Source organism: Mycobacterium sp. PSTR-4-N (genome assembly GCF_022348085.1).
Classification (GTDB): Bacteria; Actinomycetota; Actinomycetes; order Mycobacteriales; family Mycobacteriaceae; genus Mycobacterium.
Map to the genome: position 1 here is coordinate 307,474 of NZ_JAKRFN010000004.1, position 16,886 is coordinate 324,359.

A 16,886-nucleotide genomic window follows, 5' to 3' on the forward strand; every position below is an offset into this window, starting at 1 on the left:
ACTTCTTAACATCAGTCCCAATGGTCACAACAGTCTCTTCCGCATCAATCACATCGCGTGTGGCGGCCGTCGTCACGGTCCTGACGGTGGTGCTGGCGTTGAGCGCATGCACACCGCGACCCGACGGCCCCGAACCCACCGCCGAAGCGTTCTTCGCGGCGCTGGCCACCGGCGATACCAGCGCCGCGGCCGCGCTGGCCGACCATCCCGACGCGGCCCGCGAAGCGCTCAACGAAGCGTGGGCAGGTCTGCAGGCCAAGGCTCTCGACGCCCAGATTCTGAGCGCCAAGTACGCCGAGGACACCGGCAGCATCACCTACCGCTACACCTGGCATCTGCCCAAGGACCGGAGCTGGACCTACGACGGGCAGCTCAACATGATCCGCGAGGAGGGCCGCTGGCAAGTACGCTGGTCGGCCACCGGCCTGCATCCGCGCCTCGGCGAGAACCAGACGCTGGCGCTGCGCGCCGAGGCTCCGCCGCGGGCATCGGTCAACGAGCGCAGCGGCACCACCGTGCTGGTGCCCGGCTTCCGCTACGGCTTCGCGCTGGACGCCAAAGCCGCCGGCGAGCAGCTGATGCCGACCGCACGGGCAGTCGCCGACGCACTGCGCCGCTTCGACAACACCCTCGATCCCCAGCGCCTCGCCGAGCAGGCCAGCTCGACGGCCGGGCCGCTCAACCTGATGACACTGCGCCAGGCCGACCGCGACGCCGTCGCCGGCGCGATCGGCGCGCTACCCGGAGTGGTGATCACTCCCCAGCCCGAGATGGTGCCCACCGACGAGCATTTCGCGCCGGCCCTGGTCAACGAGGTGAAGAAGACCGTCTCCGACGAACTCGACGGCGCGCCGGGGTGGCGCGTCGTCACGGTCAACCAGAACGGCGTGGACGTCGACGTGCTCAACGAAGTGGCGGGTACACCCGCCCCGTCGATCACCATCAGCCTGGACCGGTCGGTGCAGAACGCGGCGCAGAACGCCGTGGACGTCACCGGCAAACAGGCCATGATCGTGGTCATCAAGCCGTCGACGGGCGAGATCCTCGCCGTGGCCCAGAACAGCGCCGCCGATCAGGAGGGCCCGCTCGCCACGATGGGTCTCTACCCGCCGGGATCGACGTTCAAGATCGTCACCGCGGGCGCCGCGATCGAGCGCGACATGGCCACTCCGAACACGCTGCTCGGATGCCCGGGCCACCTCGACATCGGACATCGCACGGTGCCCAACTACGGCGGATTCGACCTGGGCACCGTCCCGATGTCGCGGGCGTTCGCCAGCTCCTGCAACACGACGTTCGCCGAACTGGCCAGCCGCATGCCGCCGCGTGGGCTCACCCAGGCCGCGTCCCAGTACGGCATCGGGCCGGACTACAAGATCGCCGGATTGTCCACCGTCAGCGGCTCGGTGCCGCCCACGGTCAATCTCACCGAGCGCACCGAGGACGGCTTCGGCCAGGGCAAGGTCCTTGTCAGTCCGTTCGGCATGGCGCTGGCCGCCGCGACCGTCGCGGCCGGTCACACCCCGGTGCCGCAGCTGATCGAAGGGCGCGAAACCGAGATCAGCGGCGACCGGCAGCCGATTCCGTCCGACGTGGTCGACAACCTGCGGCCGATGATGCGACTGGTCGTCACCAACGGAACCGCCAAGGACCTACAGGGCGCGGGCGATGTACGGGGCAAGACCGGGGAAGCCGAGTTCGCCGGCGGCTCGCATTCCTGGTTCACCGGGTACCGCGGCGACATGGCGTTCTCGGCGCTGATCGTCGGCGGCGGGAGCTCGGAGTACGCGGTACGCATGCTCAAGGGCATGCTGGACTCTCTGCCGCCCGACTACCAGGCCTGACGGGCGGCGGCCCGGCGGTACGGTGGAACCGTCATGACCGATATCGAGATGCGGATCTCCGATGCCGACCGCAACGGCACTCTGCGCCGCCTGCACAACGCCGTCGCGCTCGGCCTGATCGACATCGCCGAGTTCGAGGAGCGCTCGGCGATGGTGTCGCAGGCGCGGCTGCCGTCCGACCTCGACGCCCTCGTCGGTGATCTGCCCGGCCCCGGCGCGATCGTGGCCTCGGCCGCCGACCGCGTGGAGCTGCGCGGGGTGTTCGGCTCGCTCAAGCGGCAGGGCGAATGGGTGGTGCCGACCCGGCTGGCGCTGTACCGCCGCATGGGCTCGGTGGAGCTCGACCTCACCAGGGCGCGGTTCGCCGGACCGATCGTGATCATCGAACTCGACATGAAGTTCGGCGGTCTGGAGCTGCGGCTGCCCGACGGCGCGAGTGCCTCCATCGACGACGTCGAGGTCAACGTCGGCAGTGCGACCGATCACCGCAAAGAAGCGCCGGCGGAAGGCAATCCGCATGTCGTGCTGACCGGCAAGGTGGTGTGCGGGTCGGTCGACATCCGCGGCCCGCAGAAATCGTGGCGGGTCGGTTTGCCCCGGCGTGGCCACTGATCAGCTGACCGCTGCACCGTCGAGGGCCAGCCCGGCGACTACCATCGACCTCATGTCTGTCCGGACCGCCCTGCGCCCCGGCACCGTCTCTCCGACGCTGCCGGTGCCCCCGTCGATTCCCCGCCCCGAGTACGCGTGGAAGCCGACCGCGCAGGAGGGCAGCGAACCATGGGTGCAGACGCCCGAGGTGATCGAGAAGATGCGGGTGGCCGGCCGGATCGCCGCCGGTGCGCTCGCCGCCGCCGGTGAGGCTGTCGCACCGGGGGTGACCACCGACCAGCTGGACCGGATCGCTCACGAGTACATGATCGACCACGGCGCGTACCCGTCGACGCTGGGTTACAAGGGCTACCCGAAGTCGTGCTGCACCTCGGTCAACGAGGTCATCTGCCACGGCATCCCGGATTCGACGGTGCTCGAGGACGGCGACATCGTCAACATCGACGTGACCGCCTACATCGACGGCGTGCACGGTGACACCAACGCGACGTTCCTGGCCGGCAACGTGTCCGAGGAGCACCGGTTGCTGGTCGAGCGCACCCACGAGGCGACCATGCGTGCGATCAAGGCGGTCAAGCCCGGTCGTGCCCTGTCGGTGATCGGGCGGGTCATCGAGGCCTACGCTAATCGGTTCGGCTACAACGTCGTTCGTGACTTCACCGGGCACGGCATCGGAACCACCTTCCACAACGGCCTGGTCGTGCTGCACTACGACCAGCCGTCCGTGCAGACCGTCATCGAGCCGGGTATGACGTTCACCATCGAACCGATGATCAACCTCGGCTCGCTGGACTACGAGATCTGGGACGACGACTGGACCGTCGCGACCACCGACAAGAAGTGGACCGCGCAGTTCGAGCACACGCTGGTGGTCACCGACTCCGGCGCGGAGATCCTCACGCAGGTCTGAGGCGTCGGTAGCCTGATGCCATGACCTGGCGTGCCGGCTTCGCGACTGTGGTCGCGCTGTTGCTGGTGGGTGGCTGCGCGCCGACGGTGACCGGGACGGCGACGTGGCCGGGAGCACGGCTGGACCGGGCGCTGCTCACCGCCGCCGACTTCCCTCCCGGTGTGCACTACGAGCGCATCGACAAGGACCCCGGCGCGGCGGACGGGGCGGGCGGTCCACCACCGATGCTGTCGAAGCCCGAGGGCTGCACCGACGGCTTGACGCGGGACATCGCGGCGACGGCCGAGCGCGGGCCCGGCAGCGCCGCCGAATACGTGGCGGCCTACAACGGGGCGCGCATGGTCATCACGGTGCTGACGTGGCCGCTCGATCTGGCTCGGCTCGCCGCCACCGCCGAGCGCTGCGCGACCTTCGAGACATTTTTCGCTCCCAGCGATCCGGGTATTCCGATGACCACCACCCGCCTGCAGACCGACCGCACCGACGCTCTTGTCTACGAGCAGACGATGCACCTCGCCGGCGCCGACAGCACCGTCTACTTCTCGTTCGAGAACCTTGGTGCCACAGCGGTTTTCGGGATCGCGTTCCCGACGCGCGATCCGTCGATCCCGGCCGAGGGCACGTTGCCGCAGACATTCCTGGACACGGTCGACCGGCAGGCCCAGCGCGCTGCGGCGGCATGACGCATCGGTCAACCGCAGGCAAATCGGCCCGCCGACTCAGGTGTGGACGGTAGCGTGGCGCAATGCCCGCTCCCATGATCACCGTCGACGGCGTCGGGGTGCCCGTCGAGGTCGCCGGTCCCGAGAACGGCTCGGTCGTGGTGTTGCTCGGCGCCGCCCAGAAAGCGCCCGCCGCATACGAAGCCGTGTGCCAGCGGCTGCACACCGCGTCGTTGCGCACGGTGGTCATCGGGCCCGACCCCCGGCTCACGGCGAAGTCGGTGATCGACATCCTGGACAAGCTCGACGTGCGGTGGGCGCTGCTGGTGGGGGACAGGCTCGGGGGTGAACTGGCCTGGGAGCTGGCCGCGACGCGGCTGGACCGCTTCATCGGTCTCGTCGTCATCGACCGCGGTCATCCCCGGGTGCCCGATCTGACGGGCGCCGTGCGTGACGACAGCTGTCCGCCGGTCGAACTCAACACGACCGCATTGGTGAGCACCCCGGCGGCGCGGGCGGTGGCGAAGGCGAGTCAGCGTTTCGTCTACGGGGAGTACCGGATCGTCGATCTCCTGGGCCGCAAGCAGGCCGCCGACTCGACCGCGCAGCTCGCGGCCGAGATCGTGATGCGCACCAGCACCTGGTGACGCCCGCGAGCGCCTGTCACCGTGCGGTGTAGCCCCCGTCCACGGCGATCGTGGTCCCCGTGACATACCGTGCGTCGTCCGAGGCGAGGTAGGCCACGGCGGCCGCCACATCCTCCGGAGTTGCCAAGCGGTGCAACGGGATATCGGCCAACACCTCGGCCTCGGTGGTCTCCCGGCCTGGAATGCGGGCGAGCCAGTCGTCGTAGAGGGGGGTGCGGGTCATCCCGGGCGCGACGTCGTTGACGCGAATTCCACGCGGAGCGAGTTCGACCGCGACCGAGCGCGTCAACGCGTGAATCGCGCCCTTGGACGCCGCGTAGATCCCCATGGTCGGCACGCCGACGGTCGCCAGCCTCGACGTCACGTTGACCATCGCCGCGCCGGACCGCATGACGCGCGCCGCGCTCTGCATCATCGCGATGGTGGAGAAGGTGTTCACCTCGAACACCCGGCGGACGGAGTCCATGGAGCTCGTCGCGAAGTCGCCGGTGTGGTCGAGACCCGCGTTGTTGACGAGCACATCCAATGCGCCGAACGACTCGAGACAGGCGTCCGCGAGCCGGTCGGCGGTCTCGGGGGCGGTGAGATCCGCGGCGACGAAAACGATTCTCTCGCCCAGAGATTCGACGAGCTCGCGGCCACGCCTTCGGTCACGGCCGGTGGCCAGGAGCCGCGCGCCCTCGGCATGCAGCCGCGCTGCGATCGCCGGCCCGATGCCCGATGTCGCTCCGGTGACCACGGCTGCTCGCCCGTCGAACCGGCCCGGCGCCTGCGAGGCCGTCACGGCAGCTTCTTGGCGATCTCCTGCGCCCCCGCGATCACCTGGGCGCCGGCATGCTCGAGGCTCGCCGGGGTCAACCGGTGCGTCAGGAAGCTGATGCTGAGTGCGTAGCGCGACGCACCGCCGTCGGAGGTGGGGATCGCCGCGGCCACGCACGTCAGCTCCTCCGCGGCCTCCTCGCGGTCCACCGCGAACCCCTGCTTGCGGATCTCCTTGATCTCCGCGTCCATCTTCTTCATGGTGGTGATCGTGTGGGGCGTGAGCTCCGGAAGGCCCGTCGAGGCGACGATGTCGCGCCAGACACTGTCGGGCATGGTGGCCAGAAGAGCCTTTCCCAGCGCGGAGGCATGCCAGGGATCGGACTGCCCGACATCGCTGACCTTCTTGACCGCGCGCCGACCCTCGACCACCTCGAGGATGACCACGCTGCGCTCCTTGTGCGCCGCGAAGTTCACGGTCTCGTTGAACTCGTGCATCAACCGCTCCATGGTCGGCAGGACCACCTCGGAGGGCACCTGGCCGGAGAACGCGCGCTGCCCCAGCCGGAACACCTCCCAGCCGAGCCGGTACTGGGTGGCGTTGAATCGCTCGATGTAACCCAGTGCCGCGAGGCTGTTCAGATACCGCAGCACCGTGGCCTCGTTGAGCTCGGTCCGACGCGAAATCTCGGTCAGATTACCGACATTCGCGTCGGCCACCGCGCTGAGCACCCGCGCCGTGCGCTCGACGCCGATCAGGGTCGAGCTCTTCTCCGGACGATCCTCGGTTTTCACCCAGTGAAGGTTACCAGCGCCCAGTGCCGGCACGCCGATGGTGCGTCATGTTGACGGAGCGGTGGGCCTGGGTTAGATTTTCATTCAGCGCATAACAGTTTCACTGAATGAAATAAGGCGCAATAACCGATCCAGGTTCGAGAAGGAGACGCAATGCCCACCGCAGCCGACAGCCGCTCATCGAGGGTCGACGGGGCCGCCATCCTGGCGTCCCAAGGCCTTCTGTCGGCCGATGACTACTCGCTTGCCACGTCGAACAAGTCGTTCGACGACGGCGGCCAGTATCGACTGGAACTCTCTGGTGTAGAACGTCTTTCGACGCTGCAGGTGATGCTGGACGAGGCCGCGAAGCAGGACGTCTTCATCCACCGCGTCATCGCCTTCGGCGGCGGCACCACGCTGCTCACCACCGGTGAACTCGGCGATGTCGCCGCGTTGGCCGCCGAGAACCGCATCGAGCTCATCGCCGTTCCCGGCCCGCGTACCGGGTGGGATCTCGGCCGGCAGGCACTGAGTACCGAGGGGACGGCCGGCGGCCGCCGCGTCCGCGGTCTGGACAACGTGCGCTACTTGCTCGACGACTACCTGCGGATCTTCTCCACCGGCATCCGCGGTGTCCTGGTGTGGGACGAAGGGGTCCTCGACATCCTGAACAAGGCGCGCGACGCCGGACACATCCCGGCCGACGCCAAGTTCAAGATCTCGGTCTACGCCGGACATGCCAACCCGGCCTCGATCCGGATACTCCAGGATCTCGGTGCAGACAGCGTGAATCCGGTGGGTGACCTCAGTCGCCCGATGCTCGCTGCGATCCGCCGCTCTGTCGATGTGCCGCTGGACGTCTGGGCCGAGACGTTCGAATCGTTCGGCGGAATGAATCGGCTGTGGGAGGCCGGTGACATCGCCCGCGTCGCGGGTCCTGTCTACTTCAAGATCGAGCCGGGCGAATCCGAAGCCGTCATGTACAACGGCTGGGTGCGGCCCGAGTTCCACGAGGAACTCATCCGCCACAAGGTGCGCCACGCAGCGATTCTCAACGAGCTCGCCCGCTCGAGCGCTCCGGACGTCGTCGTCTCCCCGCAACCGCGCGCGGCCAGTCCCGCACTCGCCAACTGAGTCGACGAGCAGACACATGGGACACCACGCCGCCGTCATCGGCTCGGGCAACATCGGCACCGACCTGATGTTCAAACTGCGCAGATCGAAGATGCTCGACATCGCCGCGATGGTCGGGATCGACCCGGACAGCGACGGTCTGGCCCGCGCGGCCGCACTCGGGGTGCCGGTGACGGCGGCGGGGGTGGACGGACTGCTGGCGATGCCTGCCTTCGACGACGTCGACGTCGTCTTCGACGCCACCAGCGCCGCAGCTCATCGTCACAACGACGCCGCGCTGAGCGCGACCGGTCGCCTGGTCGTGGACCTGACCCCGGCGGCCATCGGGCCCTTCGTCGTACCAGCTGTCAACATGGCCGACCTGACCGGGCAGCGCAACCTCAACATGGTGACCTGTGGTGGCCAGGCGACGGTCCCGATCGTGGGTGCGCTGTCGTCGGTGACCCGGGTGCACTACGCGGAGATCGTGGCCTCCATCTCGTCTCGCTCGGCGGGCCCCGGCACCCGCGCCAACATCGACGAATTCACGCAAACGACTGCGAGGGCGCTCGAGACGGTGGGCGGCGCGGCCCGCGGCAAGGCGATCATCATCCTCAATCCCGCGGAACCGCCGATGATCATGCGTGACACTGTCAGCGCGTTGGTGTCGGCTGTCGACGAGACGGTGATCGCCAGCGCGGTGGGGGACATGGTCGACGCGGTGGCCCAGTACGTTCCCGGCTACCGGCTGCGTCAGAAGGTGCGGTATTCGCCGGTGCCGCAGCATGATCGGCGCCGACGGCTCATCGACACGGCGGTGGACGTGGCTCAGGTGACGGTGTTCCTCGAGGTGGAGGGTGCTGGGGACTATCTGCCTGCCTATGCGGGCAATCTCGACATCATGACCGCCGCTGCGGTCCGGGTCGCCGAGCAGGCCGTCATGGCGGGGCAGTTCGAAAGTGTTGCACGGTGAACACCGATCGCCCCACCGAGATCTACGTCCAGGACGTGACGTTGCGCGACGGCATGCACGCCGTCGGTCACTCGCTGGGCCTGTCCGACACCCGGCGCATCGCCCGCGCACTGGATCAGGCGGGCGTGGCCGCCATCGAGATCGCGCACGGTGACGGCCTGGCCGGCGGCAGCCTCACCTACGGGGCCGGGGCGCACGAGGACCGCGAGTGGATCGCGGCGGCCGCCAACGTCATCCGCACCGCGCGGCTCACCACGCTGCTCATCCCCGGTATCGGGACGCTTGACGATCTGCGCGCTGCTGTCGACGTCGGCGTCACGTCGGTGCGGATCGCCACCCACTGCACCGAAGCCGACATCGCGCGCCAGCACATCTCGACCGCACGCAGCCTCGGCCTCGACGTGGCGGGTTTCCTGATGATGTCCCACCTCACCGATCCCGATCATCTGGCCGCGCAGGCCAAGATCATGGAGGAGGCCGGCGCACTGTGCGTCTACGTCACCGACTCCGGTGGCCGGCTCACGATGACCGACATGCGCGACCGCGTTCGTGCCTACCGTGATGTGCTCGCGCCCACCACGACGATCGGGGTGCACGCTCATCACAACCTGGCGCTCGGTGTCGCCAATTCCGTTGTCGCAGTGGAAGAAGGAGTGCACCGCGTCGACGCGTCGCTGACCGGTCTGGGCGCCGGTGCCGGGAACTGCCCCCTCGAGGCTTTCGTCGCGGTCGCCGAACTCCACGGCTGGGCGCACGGCTGCGACCTGTTCGCGATGATGGACGCCGCCGAGGATCTGGTCCGGCCGCTGCAGAAGCGCCCCGTGCGGGTCGACCGGGAAACCCTCACCCTTGGGTACGCCGGGGTGTACTCCAGCTTTCTGCTGCATGCCGAGCGCATCGCCGCCGAGGTCGGTGTCGACACACGCGACCTGCTCGTCGAAGCCGGCCGCCGTTCGATGGTGGGCGGCCAAGAAGATCTGCTCATCGACCTCGCGCTGGATCTGAGGGGGTGAACAGTGATCATCCGATGCGTTCGACCGTTTCCGGTTCGGCGCCTGGACACGAAGTGCCCAATTCAGACATCGTGAATCACGAGAGACGGACCATTATGGAGAACATCCCCACCCTGTCGCCACCCCAGCGGCGGCTCGGCCTGCGCCGGCCCGCCAACCCGACCGCCGCCGATCCGGCCGGGAGCCGACGCCTCAACCACGGGCTGAAGAAGAACAGCCTCGGGGTTCCGAGCATCTTCTTCTACATCATCGCCGCCGCATCGCCGCTGACTGTCGTCGTCGCGCTCTATCCGATCATCATCGGCGCGGGCAACGGCATCGGCATGCCCGGTGCGTTCGTGATCGCCGCGGTCGTGCTGATGATCTTCGCCGTCGGTTATGTGGCGATGAGCCGCCACGTCACCAACGCCGGCGCCTTCTACGCCTACGTCACGCTGGGGTTGGGCCGGATCACCGGACTGGGCTCGGCCTCGCTGGCCATCTTCGCCTACAACGCCATTCAAGCCGGCTTGTACGGTGGATTCGGGTACTACGCGAGCGAGTTGCTCAATCCTGTTCTCGGCGTGGCCATTCCGTGGTGGGTGTACGCATTCGTCGGACTGCTCGCGTGTCTCGGCCTGGGAGTCCAAGGGGTGCACTCCGGTGCCAAGGTGCTCGGCGTGTTCATGACCCTCGAGGTCACGATGATCACCGTGCTGAGTGTGTGCAGCCTGTTCGGTGGCAATGAGCCGGTCTCGGAGTTCTCCCTGGAGCCCTTCGCGCCGAGTGCCGTGCTCGGCGGCGCACTCGGGGTGGCGTTGATGTTCGCCCACGCCTCGTTCATCGGTTTCGAGGGATCGGCCATCTACGGCGAGGAGGCACGCGACCCCGCCCGCACGATCCCGCGGGCCACCTATCTGTCGATCGCGTTCATGGGCACCCTCTATGCGATCTCCGGCTGGCTCATCATGAACGCACTGGGTCTGGACAAGGTGGTCTCGATCGCGACCGACACCGGCGGCAACTTCATCTTCGCCGCCAGCGACACCATCATCGGCCACAACATCTCTCTTCTGTTCCAGATCCTCATCGTCACAGCGACATTCGCGGCGATCGTGACCTTCCACAACAACGTCTCGCGATACCTGTTCTCCCTGGGCCGCCAGGGTCTGGTGTGGAAACCGCTGGGCTGGACACTGCCGCGCCGCCAGACGCCGTGGGTCGCCTCGATCGTCCAGAGCGCGATGGTGGGCATCGTCATCGTCGCGTTCGCCGTCGCCGGCCTGGACCCGTTCGCCACCCTGTTCACCTGGGCGACGGGGATCGGCACCATCGGGGTGATCTTCTCCCAGCTGGTCGCCGGGGTCGCGATCTTCGTGTTCTTCCGGAAGTCCGACGTCGACAAGCGCCGGTGGAACACCGTGATCGCGCCGATCCTGGCGGTCATCGGGCTGGCCGCCTTCTTCGTCCTGACGCTCAACAGCCTCGACATCCTGCTGGGTGTGCAGGGCGCGATGGCGGCGGTCATGGTCTCGCTGGTGTTCGTCGCACTCTTCGCGGGGATGGCCTACGGCGCCTACCTGCGGTTCGTCGCACCCGAGCGGTATGAGCTCGTCGGCAAAGCCCTCAATGAACGTCAGTTGGACGAGCCGGCCCCCGAGGCGATGTAGGGGCAAGTTCTTAAAGGTGCGCGCGGCGGCGGATCGTTGGGTACGTTTGTCCTCACCGATACGTACACCTGTTCTTAACGGAAGGCGACCATGGCCACCGCAGCCCGCCGCGCACGTCGTCACGACCCGGACAGAAAGGAGCGCATCGTGGAGTCGGCATTGGCAGTCCTGGCCCGCGACGGTGTCGCCGGTATCACCCACCGCGCCATCGCCGAGGCTGCCGACGTCCCGCTCGGCTCCATCACCTACCACTTCGCGACGCTCGACGACATCGTCAACCAGGCCTTCCAGACCCATGTCGAGAAGCTGGCGACCCGGTTCGAGGATCGGCTGGCCTCCTGCGGGGCCGACGACGATCTCCTCGAGTGCATCGTCTCGGCCGTCACCGACGACCTGGCCGCCAACCCGAACGAGCTCGCCGTCACCTACGAGCTCTACGGCGACGCGGTGCGACGATCCGGCAACAAGCGCATCACCCAGCAGTGGATGGAGCGCGCAGAGGACGCCCTGTCGCAGCACTTCGACCGCGCCACCGCACGACTGCTCGACGTGGTCATCGAAGGCGTGATGGTGCACATGTCCATTGCCGCGCAGCCGATGTCCAAGGACGCGGTGCGTGCATTCCTCACCACGGCCGCCAACGCCGGCGCCGCTGACAACGACAATCCCCTTTCCCCAGAGAAGAATCGGAGTACGACATGACTTTTCACAGCACGATGTTCATCAACGGCGACTGGACTCCGTCGTCGAGCGGCGCGGTCGATCGGGTGCCTGCACCCGCCACCGGTGAGGCGTTCGCCGAGATCGCCCACGGAACCGTCGACGACGTCGATCGCGCGGTGGCCGCCGCCCACGCCGCGTTCGGGGACTGGGCCCGCACGCCTGCCGGTGAACGCGCCCGAGCCTTCCTCAAGCTCGCCGACCGCGTCGAAGAAGACGCCCGCACGCTCGCCGAGATCGAATCGCGCAACGTCGGCAAGCCGATCGGCCTGGCGTTGGAGGAGATGGAGATGATCCCCGATCACCTGCGGTTCTTCGCCGGGGCCGCCCGCACCATGGAGGGCCGTGCGGCGGGGGAGTTCGTGGCGGGTAAGACCAGCATCATCCGGCGGGACCCGCTGGGTGTGGTCGGCTCGGTCGCGCCCTGGAACTACCCGCTGCTGATGGCGATCTGGAAGATCTCCCCGGCGCTGCTGACAGGAAACACCCTGGTGCTCAAGCCTTCTGAGCACACCCCGTTCTCCGTGCTCCGCCTGGCGGAGCTGGCCGCCGACTTGTTCCCGGCCGGCGTGTTCAACGTCGTCACCGGTGACGGCGAGGATGTCGGGGCCCGGCTGGTCGCCCACCCGCTGGTGCGGATGTCATCGCTGACCGGTTCCGTCGACACCGGCCGGGCGCTCATGCGCGCCTCGGCGGACACCAACCTCAAGCGGCTCCACCTCGAGCTCGGCGGCAAGGCGCCGGTGCTGGTGTATCCCGACGCCGACATCCCGCTCACGGTCGCCAAGATCATGGAGGGCGCGTTCTGCAACTCCGGACAGGACTGCATGGCGGCCTCGCGGATCTACGTGCACGACTCGGTACACGACGAACTGGTCTCAGGACTCGAAAAGGCGGTCAAGGCCCTCGATCTCGGCGACATCGCCGATGAGAACACCGCCATGGGACCGGTGATCACCGCCGAACACCGCGACCGCGTCGAGGGATTCGTCGAGCGCGCGAAGCAGACCGGACACACCGAGCTGATCCAGGGCGAGAACCCCGGCACCGGCTTCTACACCGCCCCCACCGTGGTCGTGGGTGCGCGCCAGGACGACGAGATCGTACGTACCGAGGTCTTCGGCCCGGTCACCTCGGTGACCCGGTTCGGCGACAGCGACGACGTCATCGCACTAGCCAACGACACCGAATACGGGCTGGCCGCATCGGTGTTCACCCAGGACATCGGCCGCGCGATGAGCGCTTCCAGCGAGCTGCAGTTCGGCACCGTCTGGGTCAACGATCACCTGCCGGTGACGCCGGAGATGCCGCATGGCGGGTTCAAGCAGTCCGGTAACGGCAAGGACATGTCGGTCTACGCGCTCGAGGAGTACACCGAGATCAAGCACGTGATGATCAATCGCGAGAGCGCCTGACATGGCGGTCAGTGCGATCAACATGTTCCGCTTGCGCCCCGGCGTGACACTGGCCGACTTCGAGCGGTTCTCCGCCGAACTCGACCGCCCGGTCTGTCTCGCCTTCGACGTGGTGCTCTCCTTCGACGTCTACCTCGTCGAGGACGCCGAACCCGACGGCGCCGATGTCATCGAGGTCATGACGGTGACGTCGTGGCCCGGGTGGCAACAGCTTCTCGCCGACGCACCCGAGCTCAAACCCGTGCTGGCGCGGTTCGACGAACTCGTCGAGACGAGCAGCGTCACCACCGTCCTCACTCGACCCGCACAACCGCAGGAGCATTAGATGTCCACCACAACCGATTACGACGCCGTGATCATCGGCGCGGGCCACAACGGACTGGTCACCGCGAACTACCTGGCGCGCGCCGGCAAGCGCGTCCTGGTACTGGAAGCCCGCGAGATCGTCGGCGGCGCCTGCGTCACCGAAGAACTGATCCCGGGCTCGAAATGGTCGTCGTGTGCGTTCATCGCTGGTCTGCTGCGCCCGGAGATCATCGCCGAGCTGGAACTGGCCAAGTACGGTCTGGACCTGTATCAAGGAGATGCGCTGTCGTACAGCCTGTTCCGTGACGGTACGTCCTTCACGATGTGGAAGGAGACCGACCGCACGCTGCGCGAGCTCGAGAAGATCAACAAGAAGGACGCCCAGGCGTTCCTCGACTTCGGGGTGCGGCTACAACGGTTCGCGGGACTGGTCACCCCGTATCTGCTCCAGTCCCCGCCAGAGCGCTCCGAGGTGCTCGCCGCGTTCGAAGCCGCGGGGGAGCAGACGCTGTTCGACGAGTTCACCCTGCTGTCGGTGCGCGACCTGCTGGACCGGTACTTCGAGGACGAACGCCTCAAGAGCATGCTGACGTTCTTCGGGATGGTGTCCATCTTCGGCGGTCCCTCGACACCCGGCACCGCCTACACCTACGGGCACCACTCCTGGGGCGAGTTCAACGGCAATTTCGGGCAATTCGGCCTCGCCCGGGGTGGCATGGGCGCGATCAGCGAGGCTCTCGCGGCGGGGGCACGCGCGCACGGCGCGACGATACGGACCTCCGCCCCGGTCGACACGATCATCGTCGAACGCGGGGTGGCCACCGGGGTGCGGCTGGCCGACGGGTCGACCGTGACGGCTTCGCAGGTGTTCTCCAACGCCGACCCGAAACGCTCGCTGCTGAAGCTTCTCGAACCCGGTGTGCTTCCGTCGCGGTTGGTGCGAGACGTCGAGAACATCGACACCCGCGGGTCCATGGCCCGAATCCACCTGCTGATCGACGAACTGCCGCAGTACCTTCCGTTCCCCGACGCTTCCGAGGGCCCGCAACACCACGGGCATCAGCTGCTCGGTCCCAGCCGGGAAGCCTTCGAGGAGGCCTACGAGGCGCAGCGACGCGGCACGTTCCCGAGCACCTTCGTCATCGAGGCCGTCACCCAGTCGGTCACCGACGATTCACTGGCACCGGCGGGGCTGCACACCATGACACTCGGCATCCAGCAGCTGCCGTCCGAACTCACCGGCACCACGTGGGCCGCGGAGAAGGAGAAGTGGGCCGACCTGGTGCTCGAGGATCTGTTCACCTATGCGCCGAACCTTCGCGACCACATCCTCGATCGGGTCATCATCACCCCCGACGACCTCGACAACGAGTACCTGATCACCGACGGCAACATCTTCCACGGGTCGATGATGCTGGATCAGCTGTTCGGTGCGCGTCCGTTGCCTGAGCTCGCGAATTACCGGACGCCGGTGCGAAATTACTACCTATGCGGCTCGGGCACGCACCCGGGCGGCGGGGTGATGGGCGCCAACGGCCACAACGCGGCCAAGGTGGCGCTCGCCGACGCCGCTGGTGTCCCGATCGCCACGGGCCGGGCCCCGGTCGGCGGAGCCCGGGTGCCCTGGCAGCAACGGATGGTGGGCACGCTGATGTCCACGCGGCCGGGCCGCTGGGTGGGATACCGGGCCGCGCGTCAACCCGCGCTGCGCAAGATCACCGCGTACGCCGCACGCGTCCGATGACTCTGCGCAGCGCCAAATGGTTCGCCGGCCAGAACGTCCCGGGCTTCGTCCACCGGTCGGCGATGCGCGCATCGGGATTCTCCCGGATGGCGTTCGAAGGCAGGCCGATCGTCGGGATCTGCAATTCGTGGTCTGAAGTCGTCAACTGCAACATGCACTTTCGCGGTCTCGCCGATTCGGTCCGGCGCGGGGTGCTCGCCGCCGGCGGCTTCCCTCTCGAGTTCCCGACGATGTCACTCGGCGAGCAGCTGATGAAGCCGACCACGATGCTGTTCCGCAACCTGATGGCGATGGACGTCGAAGAATCGATCCGGGCCTATCCCTTCGACGCGGTGGTGTTGCTGGGCGGATGCGACAAAACCGTGCCCGCTCAGCTGATGGGTGCGGCGAGCGCTGACGTGCCGGCCATCGCGCTGACCGGCGGGCCCGCCGCGCCCGCAGTGTTCGAGGGCAGGCAGCTCGGCGTGGGAACCGACCTGTGGGAGTACATCGACGACGTCCGGGCGGGACGGATGTCGATGACCGACTACGAGCGGTTGGAGGCGGCCGCCGGTCCGTCGCGCGGCCACTGCCCGGAGATGGGCACGGCATCGACGATGGCCACCATCGTCGAAGGGCTCGGCATGACCCTGCCGGGCACCGCGGCGGTGCCGGCGATGGACTCGCGGCGGATGCAGGTGGCCGAGGAGGTGGGCGCGCGAGCTGTCGGGCTGGCCACCGAGGGCGTGCGCCCGTCGCATGTCCTCACCGCCGACGCCTTCGACAACGCCATCACGGTGATGTTGGCGGTCGGCGGCTCGACCAACGCGATCGTGCACCTGCTGGCGATCGCCGGGCGGGCCGGGGTGGCGCTGACGCTGGACCGCTTCCACGAATTGTCGGCGCGCACACCCTTGCTGGTGAACGTGCGACCGGCGGGCGAGCACCTCGTGGAACAGGTCTTCCACGCGGGCGGCATCCCGGCGGTGATGAAGTCGCTGGAGTCGTTGTTGCACACCGACGTGTTGACCGTCACCGGCAAGACGGTCGCCGACAACCTGCCCGCCCAGCCGGCCGCCGACACCGCGGTGATCACCTCGCTGGACCGGCCGTTCCAGCCGCCCCAGGGCCTTGCCGTCGTGCGTGGCAACCTCGCCCCGGACGGTGCGGTGATCAAGTGCGCGGCCGCGAGTCCCGAGCTACTCGTCCACCGCGGCCCTGCGGTGGTGTTCGAGACCATGCGGGACATGCTGGCGCGCTTCGACGATCCCGACCTCGAGGTGACCGCGGACTCGGTGCTGGTGCTGCGCAATGCAGGGCCGCGCGGCGGTCCGGGCATGCCCGAATGGGGTCAGCTGCCGATCCCGAGCAAATTGCTCCGCCAAGGTGTCACGGACATGGTGCGGATCTCCGACGCCCGGATGAGTGGAACCGCGTACGGCACCTGCGTGTTGCACGTCAGCCCGGAGTCGGCGGCCGGCGGTCCGCTGGGGCTGGTCCGCGACGGCGACATCATCACTCTCGACGCGCACGCTGGTCTGCTGAACGTCGAGCTGACCGACGCGGAGCTCGCCGAGCGTCGCGCCGGCCTGGACTCGACGCCGCCGGTTCGGCATCGGCGCGGTTACGCGGCGATGTACGTCGACCGGGTGCTACAAGCCGACCGCGGCTGCGATTTCGACTTCCTGGTGGGCCGCTCCGTCGATCCAGACGCCGAGCCGGACGCCGTCTTCGACGGTTGGGTGGGCGGCTGGTGACGCGCA

16 protein-coding genes are annotated in these 16,886 nt (G+C 67.8%); 14 read left to right on the plus strand and 2 right to left on the minus strand.

All coding sequences use genetic code 11. The features are described 5' to 3' along the window. The first annotated feature begins 20 nt into the window (after positions 1-20). The 5 genes from MHN84_RS08315 (at position 21) to MHN84_RS08335 (ending at position 4,675) form a co-directional block, all read left to right on the plus strand. Entirely contained in the window at positions 21-1,844 is a 1,824-nt protein-coding gene (locus tag MHN84_RS08315) for a penicillin-binding transpeptidase domain-containing protein (RefSeq protein WP_241204148.1), read from the plus strand. A gap of 33 nt (positions 1,845-1,877) precedes the next feature. Then, the gene (locus MHN84_RS08320) at positions 1,878-2,456 is read left to right on the plus strand and encodes a DUF1707 domain-containing protein (protein ID WP_241204149.1); all 579 of its coding nucleotides are present in this window, start codon (positions 1,878-1,880) and stop codon (positions 2,454-2,456) included. 52 nt (positions 2,457-2,508) lie between these two features. Continuing rightward, positions 2,509-3,366 carry a type I methionyl aminopeptidase gene (gene map, locus MHN84_RS08325; protein WP_241204150.1) on the plus strand — a complete coding sequence of 286 codons (858 nt, stop codon included), beginning with the start codon at positions 2,509-2,511 and terminating at the stop codon, positions 3,364-3,366. A 20-nt stretch (positions 3,367-3,386) separates the two neighbouring features. After that, positions 3,387-4,049 (plus strand): hypothetical protein, encoded by a 663-nt coding sequence (locus MHN84_RS08330; RefSeq protein WP_241204151.1) that lies wholly within the window; start codon positions 3,387-3,389, stop codon positions 4,047-4,049. 62 nt (positions 4,050-4,111) lie between these two features. After that, positions 4,112-4,675, plus strand: coding sequence for an alpha/beta hydrolase (locus MHN84_RS08335; protein ID WP_241204152.1), 564 nt, complete (start codon positions 4,112-4,114; stop codon positions 4,673-4,675). A 16-nt stretch (positions 4,676-4,691) separates the two neighbouring features. Here the strand turns inward: MHN84_RS08335 and MHN84_RS08340 are convergent, their stop codons facing one another. Beyond that, complete coding sequence (locus MHN84_RS08340; protein ID WP_241204153.1) at positions 4,692-5,459, minus strand: SDR family NAD(P)-dependent oxidoreductase; 768 nt, start codon at positions 5,457-5,459, stop codon at positions 4,692-4,694. Then, complete coding sequence (locus MHN84_RS08345) at positions 5,456-6,229, minus strand: IclR family transcriptional regulator (RefSeq protein ID WP_241204154.1); 774 nt, start codon at positions 6,227-6,229, stop codon at positions 5,456-5,458. Before MHN84_RS08345 ends, MHN84_RS08340 begins: the two co-directional genes overlap by 4 nt. 153 nt (positions 6,230-6,382) lie before the next feature. Here MHN84_RS08345 and MHN84_RS08350 point away from each other — a divergent pair, with 153 nt between their 5' ends. From MHN84_RS08350 to MHN84_RS08390, 9 genes are all read left to right on the plus strand, one after another. Then, positions 6,383-7,345 (plus strand): U32 family peptidase, encoded by a 963-nt coding sequence (locus MHN84_RS08350; RefSeq protein ID WP_241204155.1) that lies wholly within the window; start codon positions 6,383-6,385, stop codon positions 7,343-7,345. 16 nt (positions 7,346-7,361) lie between these two features. Beyond that, positions 7,362-8,297 (plus strand): acetaldehyde dehydrogenase (acetylating), encoded by a 936-nt coding sequence (locus MHN84_RS08355; protein WP_241204156.1) that lies wholly within the window; start codon positions 7,362-7,364, stop codon positions 8,295-8,297. Further along, the gene (gene dmpG / locus MHN84_RS08360) at positions 8,294-9,310 is read left to right on the plus strand and encodes a 4-hydroxy-2-oxovalerate aldolase (protein ID WP_308192924.1); all 1,017 of its coding nucleotides are present in this window, start codon (positions 8,294-8,296) and stop codon (positions 9,308-9,310) included. The genes MHN84_RS08355 and dmpG overlap by 4 nt, the downstream gene beginning before the upstream one ends. Positions 9,311-9,405: 95 nt before the next feature. Next, on the plus strand, positions 9,406-10,959 hold the full coding sequence (locus MHN84_RS08365; protein ID WP_241204157.1) for an APC family permease: 1,554 nt from the start codon (positions 9,406-9,408) through the stop codon (positions 10,957-10,959). Between the two features lie 147 nt (positions 10,960-11,106). Next, complete coding sequence (locus tag MHN84_RS08370; protein WP_241204158.1) at positions 11,107-11,661, plus strand: TetR/AcrR family transcriptional regulator; 555 nt, start codon at positions 11,107-11,109, stop codon at positions 11,659-11,661. Beyond that, complete coding sequence (locus MHN84_RS08375; RefSeq protein WP_241204159.1) at positions 11,658-13,094, plus strand: aminobutyraldehyde dehydrogenase; 1,437 nt, start codon at positions 11,658-11,660, stop codon at positions 13,092-13,094. The genes MHN84_RS08370 and MHN84_RS08375 overlap by 4 nt, the downstream gene beginning before the upstream one ends. Before the next feature lies 1 nt (position 13,095). Further along, positions 13,096-13,419, plus strand: coding sequence for a hypothetical protein (locus tag MHN84_RS08380; RefSeq protein ID WP_241204160.1), 324 nt, complete (start codon positions 13,096-13,098; stop codon positions 13,417-13,419). After that, on the plus strand, positions 13,420-15,144 hold the full coding sequence (locus MHN84_RS08385; RefSeq protein ID WP_241204161.1) for an NAD(P)/FAD-dependent oxidoreductase: 1,725 nt from the start codon (positions 13,420-13,422) through the stop codon (positions 15,142-15,144). It begins immediately after the preceding gene. Continuing rightward, entirely contained in the window at positions 15,141-16,880 is a 1,740-nt protein-coding gene (locus tag MHN84_RS08390; protein WP_241204162.1) for a dihydroxy-acid dehydratase, read from the plus strand. The genes MHN84_RS08385 and MHN84_RS08390 overlap by 4 nt, the downstream gene beginning before the upstream one ends. The last annotated feature ends 6 nt before the right edge of the window (positions 16,881-16,886 follow it).

Excerpts from the sequence above, each read along its gene's own strand:
- MHN84_RS08315 (WP_241204148.1), top strand. The coding sequence starts at position 21 with ATGGTCACAACAGTCTCTTCCGCATCAATCACATCGCGTGTGGCGGCC.
- MHN84_RS08320 (WP_241204149.1), top strand. The coding sequence starts at position 1,878 with ATGACCGATATCGAGATGCGGATCTCCGATGCCGACCGCAACGGCACT.
- map (WP_241204150.1), top strand. The coding sequence starts at position 2,509 with ATGTCTGTCCGGACCGCCCTGCGCCCCGGCACCGTCTCTCCGACGCTG.
- MHN84_RS08330 (WP_241204151.1), top strand. The coding sequence starts at position 3,387 with ATGACCTGGCGTGCCGGCTTCGCGACTGTGGTCGCGCTGTTGCTGGTG.
- MHN84_RS08335 (WP_241204152.1), top strand. The coding sequence starts at position 4,112 with ATGCCCGCTCCCATGATCACCGTCGACGGCGTCGGGGTGCCCGTCGAG.
- MHN84_RS08350 (WP_241204155.1), top strand. The coding sequence starts at position 6,383 with ATGCCCACCGCAGCCGACAGCCGCTCATCGAGGGTCGACGGGGCCGCC.
- MHN84_RS08355 (WP_241204156.1), top strand. The coding sequence starts at position 7,362 with ATGGGACACCACGCCGCCGTCATCGGCTCGGGCAACATCGGCACCGAC.
- MHN84_RS08365 (WP_241204157.1), top strand. The coding sequence starts at position 9,406 with ATGGAGAACATCCCCACCCTGTCGCCACCCCAGCGGCGGCTCGGCCTG.
- MHN84_RS08375 (WP_241204159.1), top strand. The coding sequence starts at position 11,658 with ATGACTTTTCACAGCACGATGTTCATCAACGGCGACTGGACTCCGTCG.
- MHN84_RS08380 (WP_241204160.1), top strand. The coding sequence starts at position 13,096 with ATGGCGGTCAGTGCGATCAACATGTTCCGCTTGCGCCCCGGCGTGACA.
- MHN84_RS08385 (WP_241204161.1), top strand. The coding sequence starts at position 13,420 with ATGTCCACCACAACCGATTACGACGCCGTGATCATCGGCGCGGGCCAC.
- MHN84_RS08390 (WP_241204162.1), top strand. The coding sequence starts at position 15,141 with ATGACTCTGCGCAGCGCCAAATGGTTCGCCGGCCAGAACGTCCCGGGC.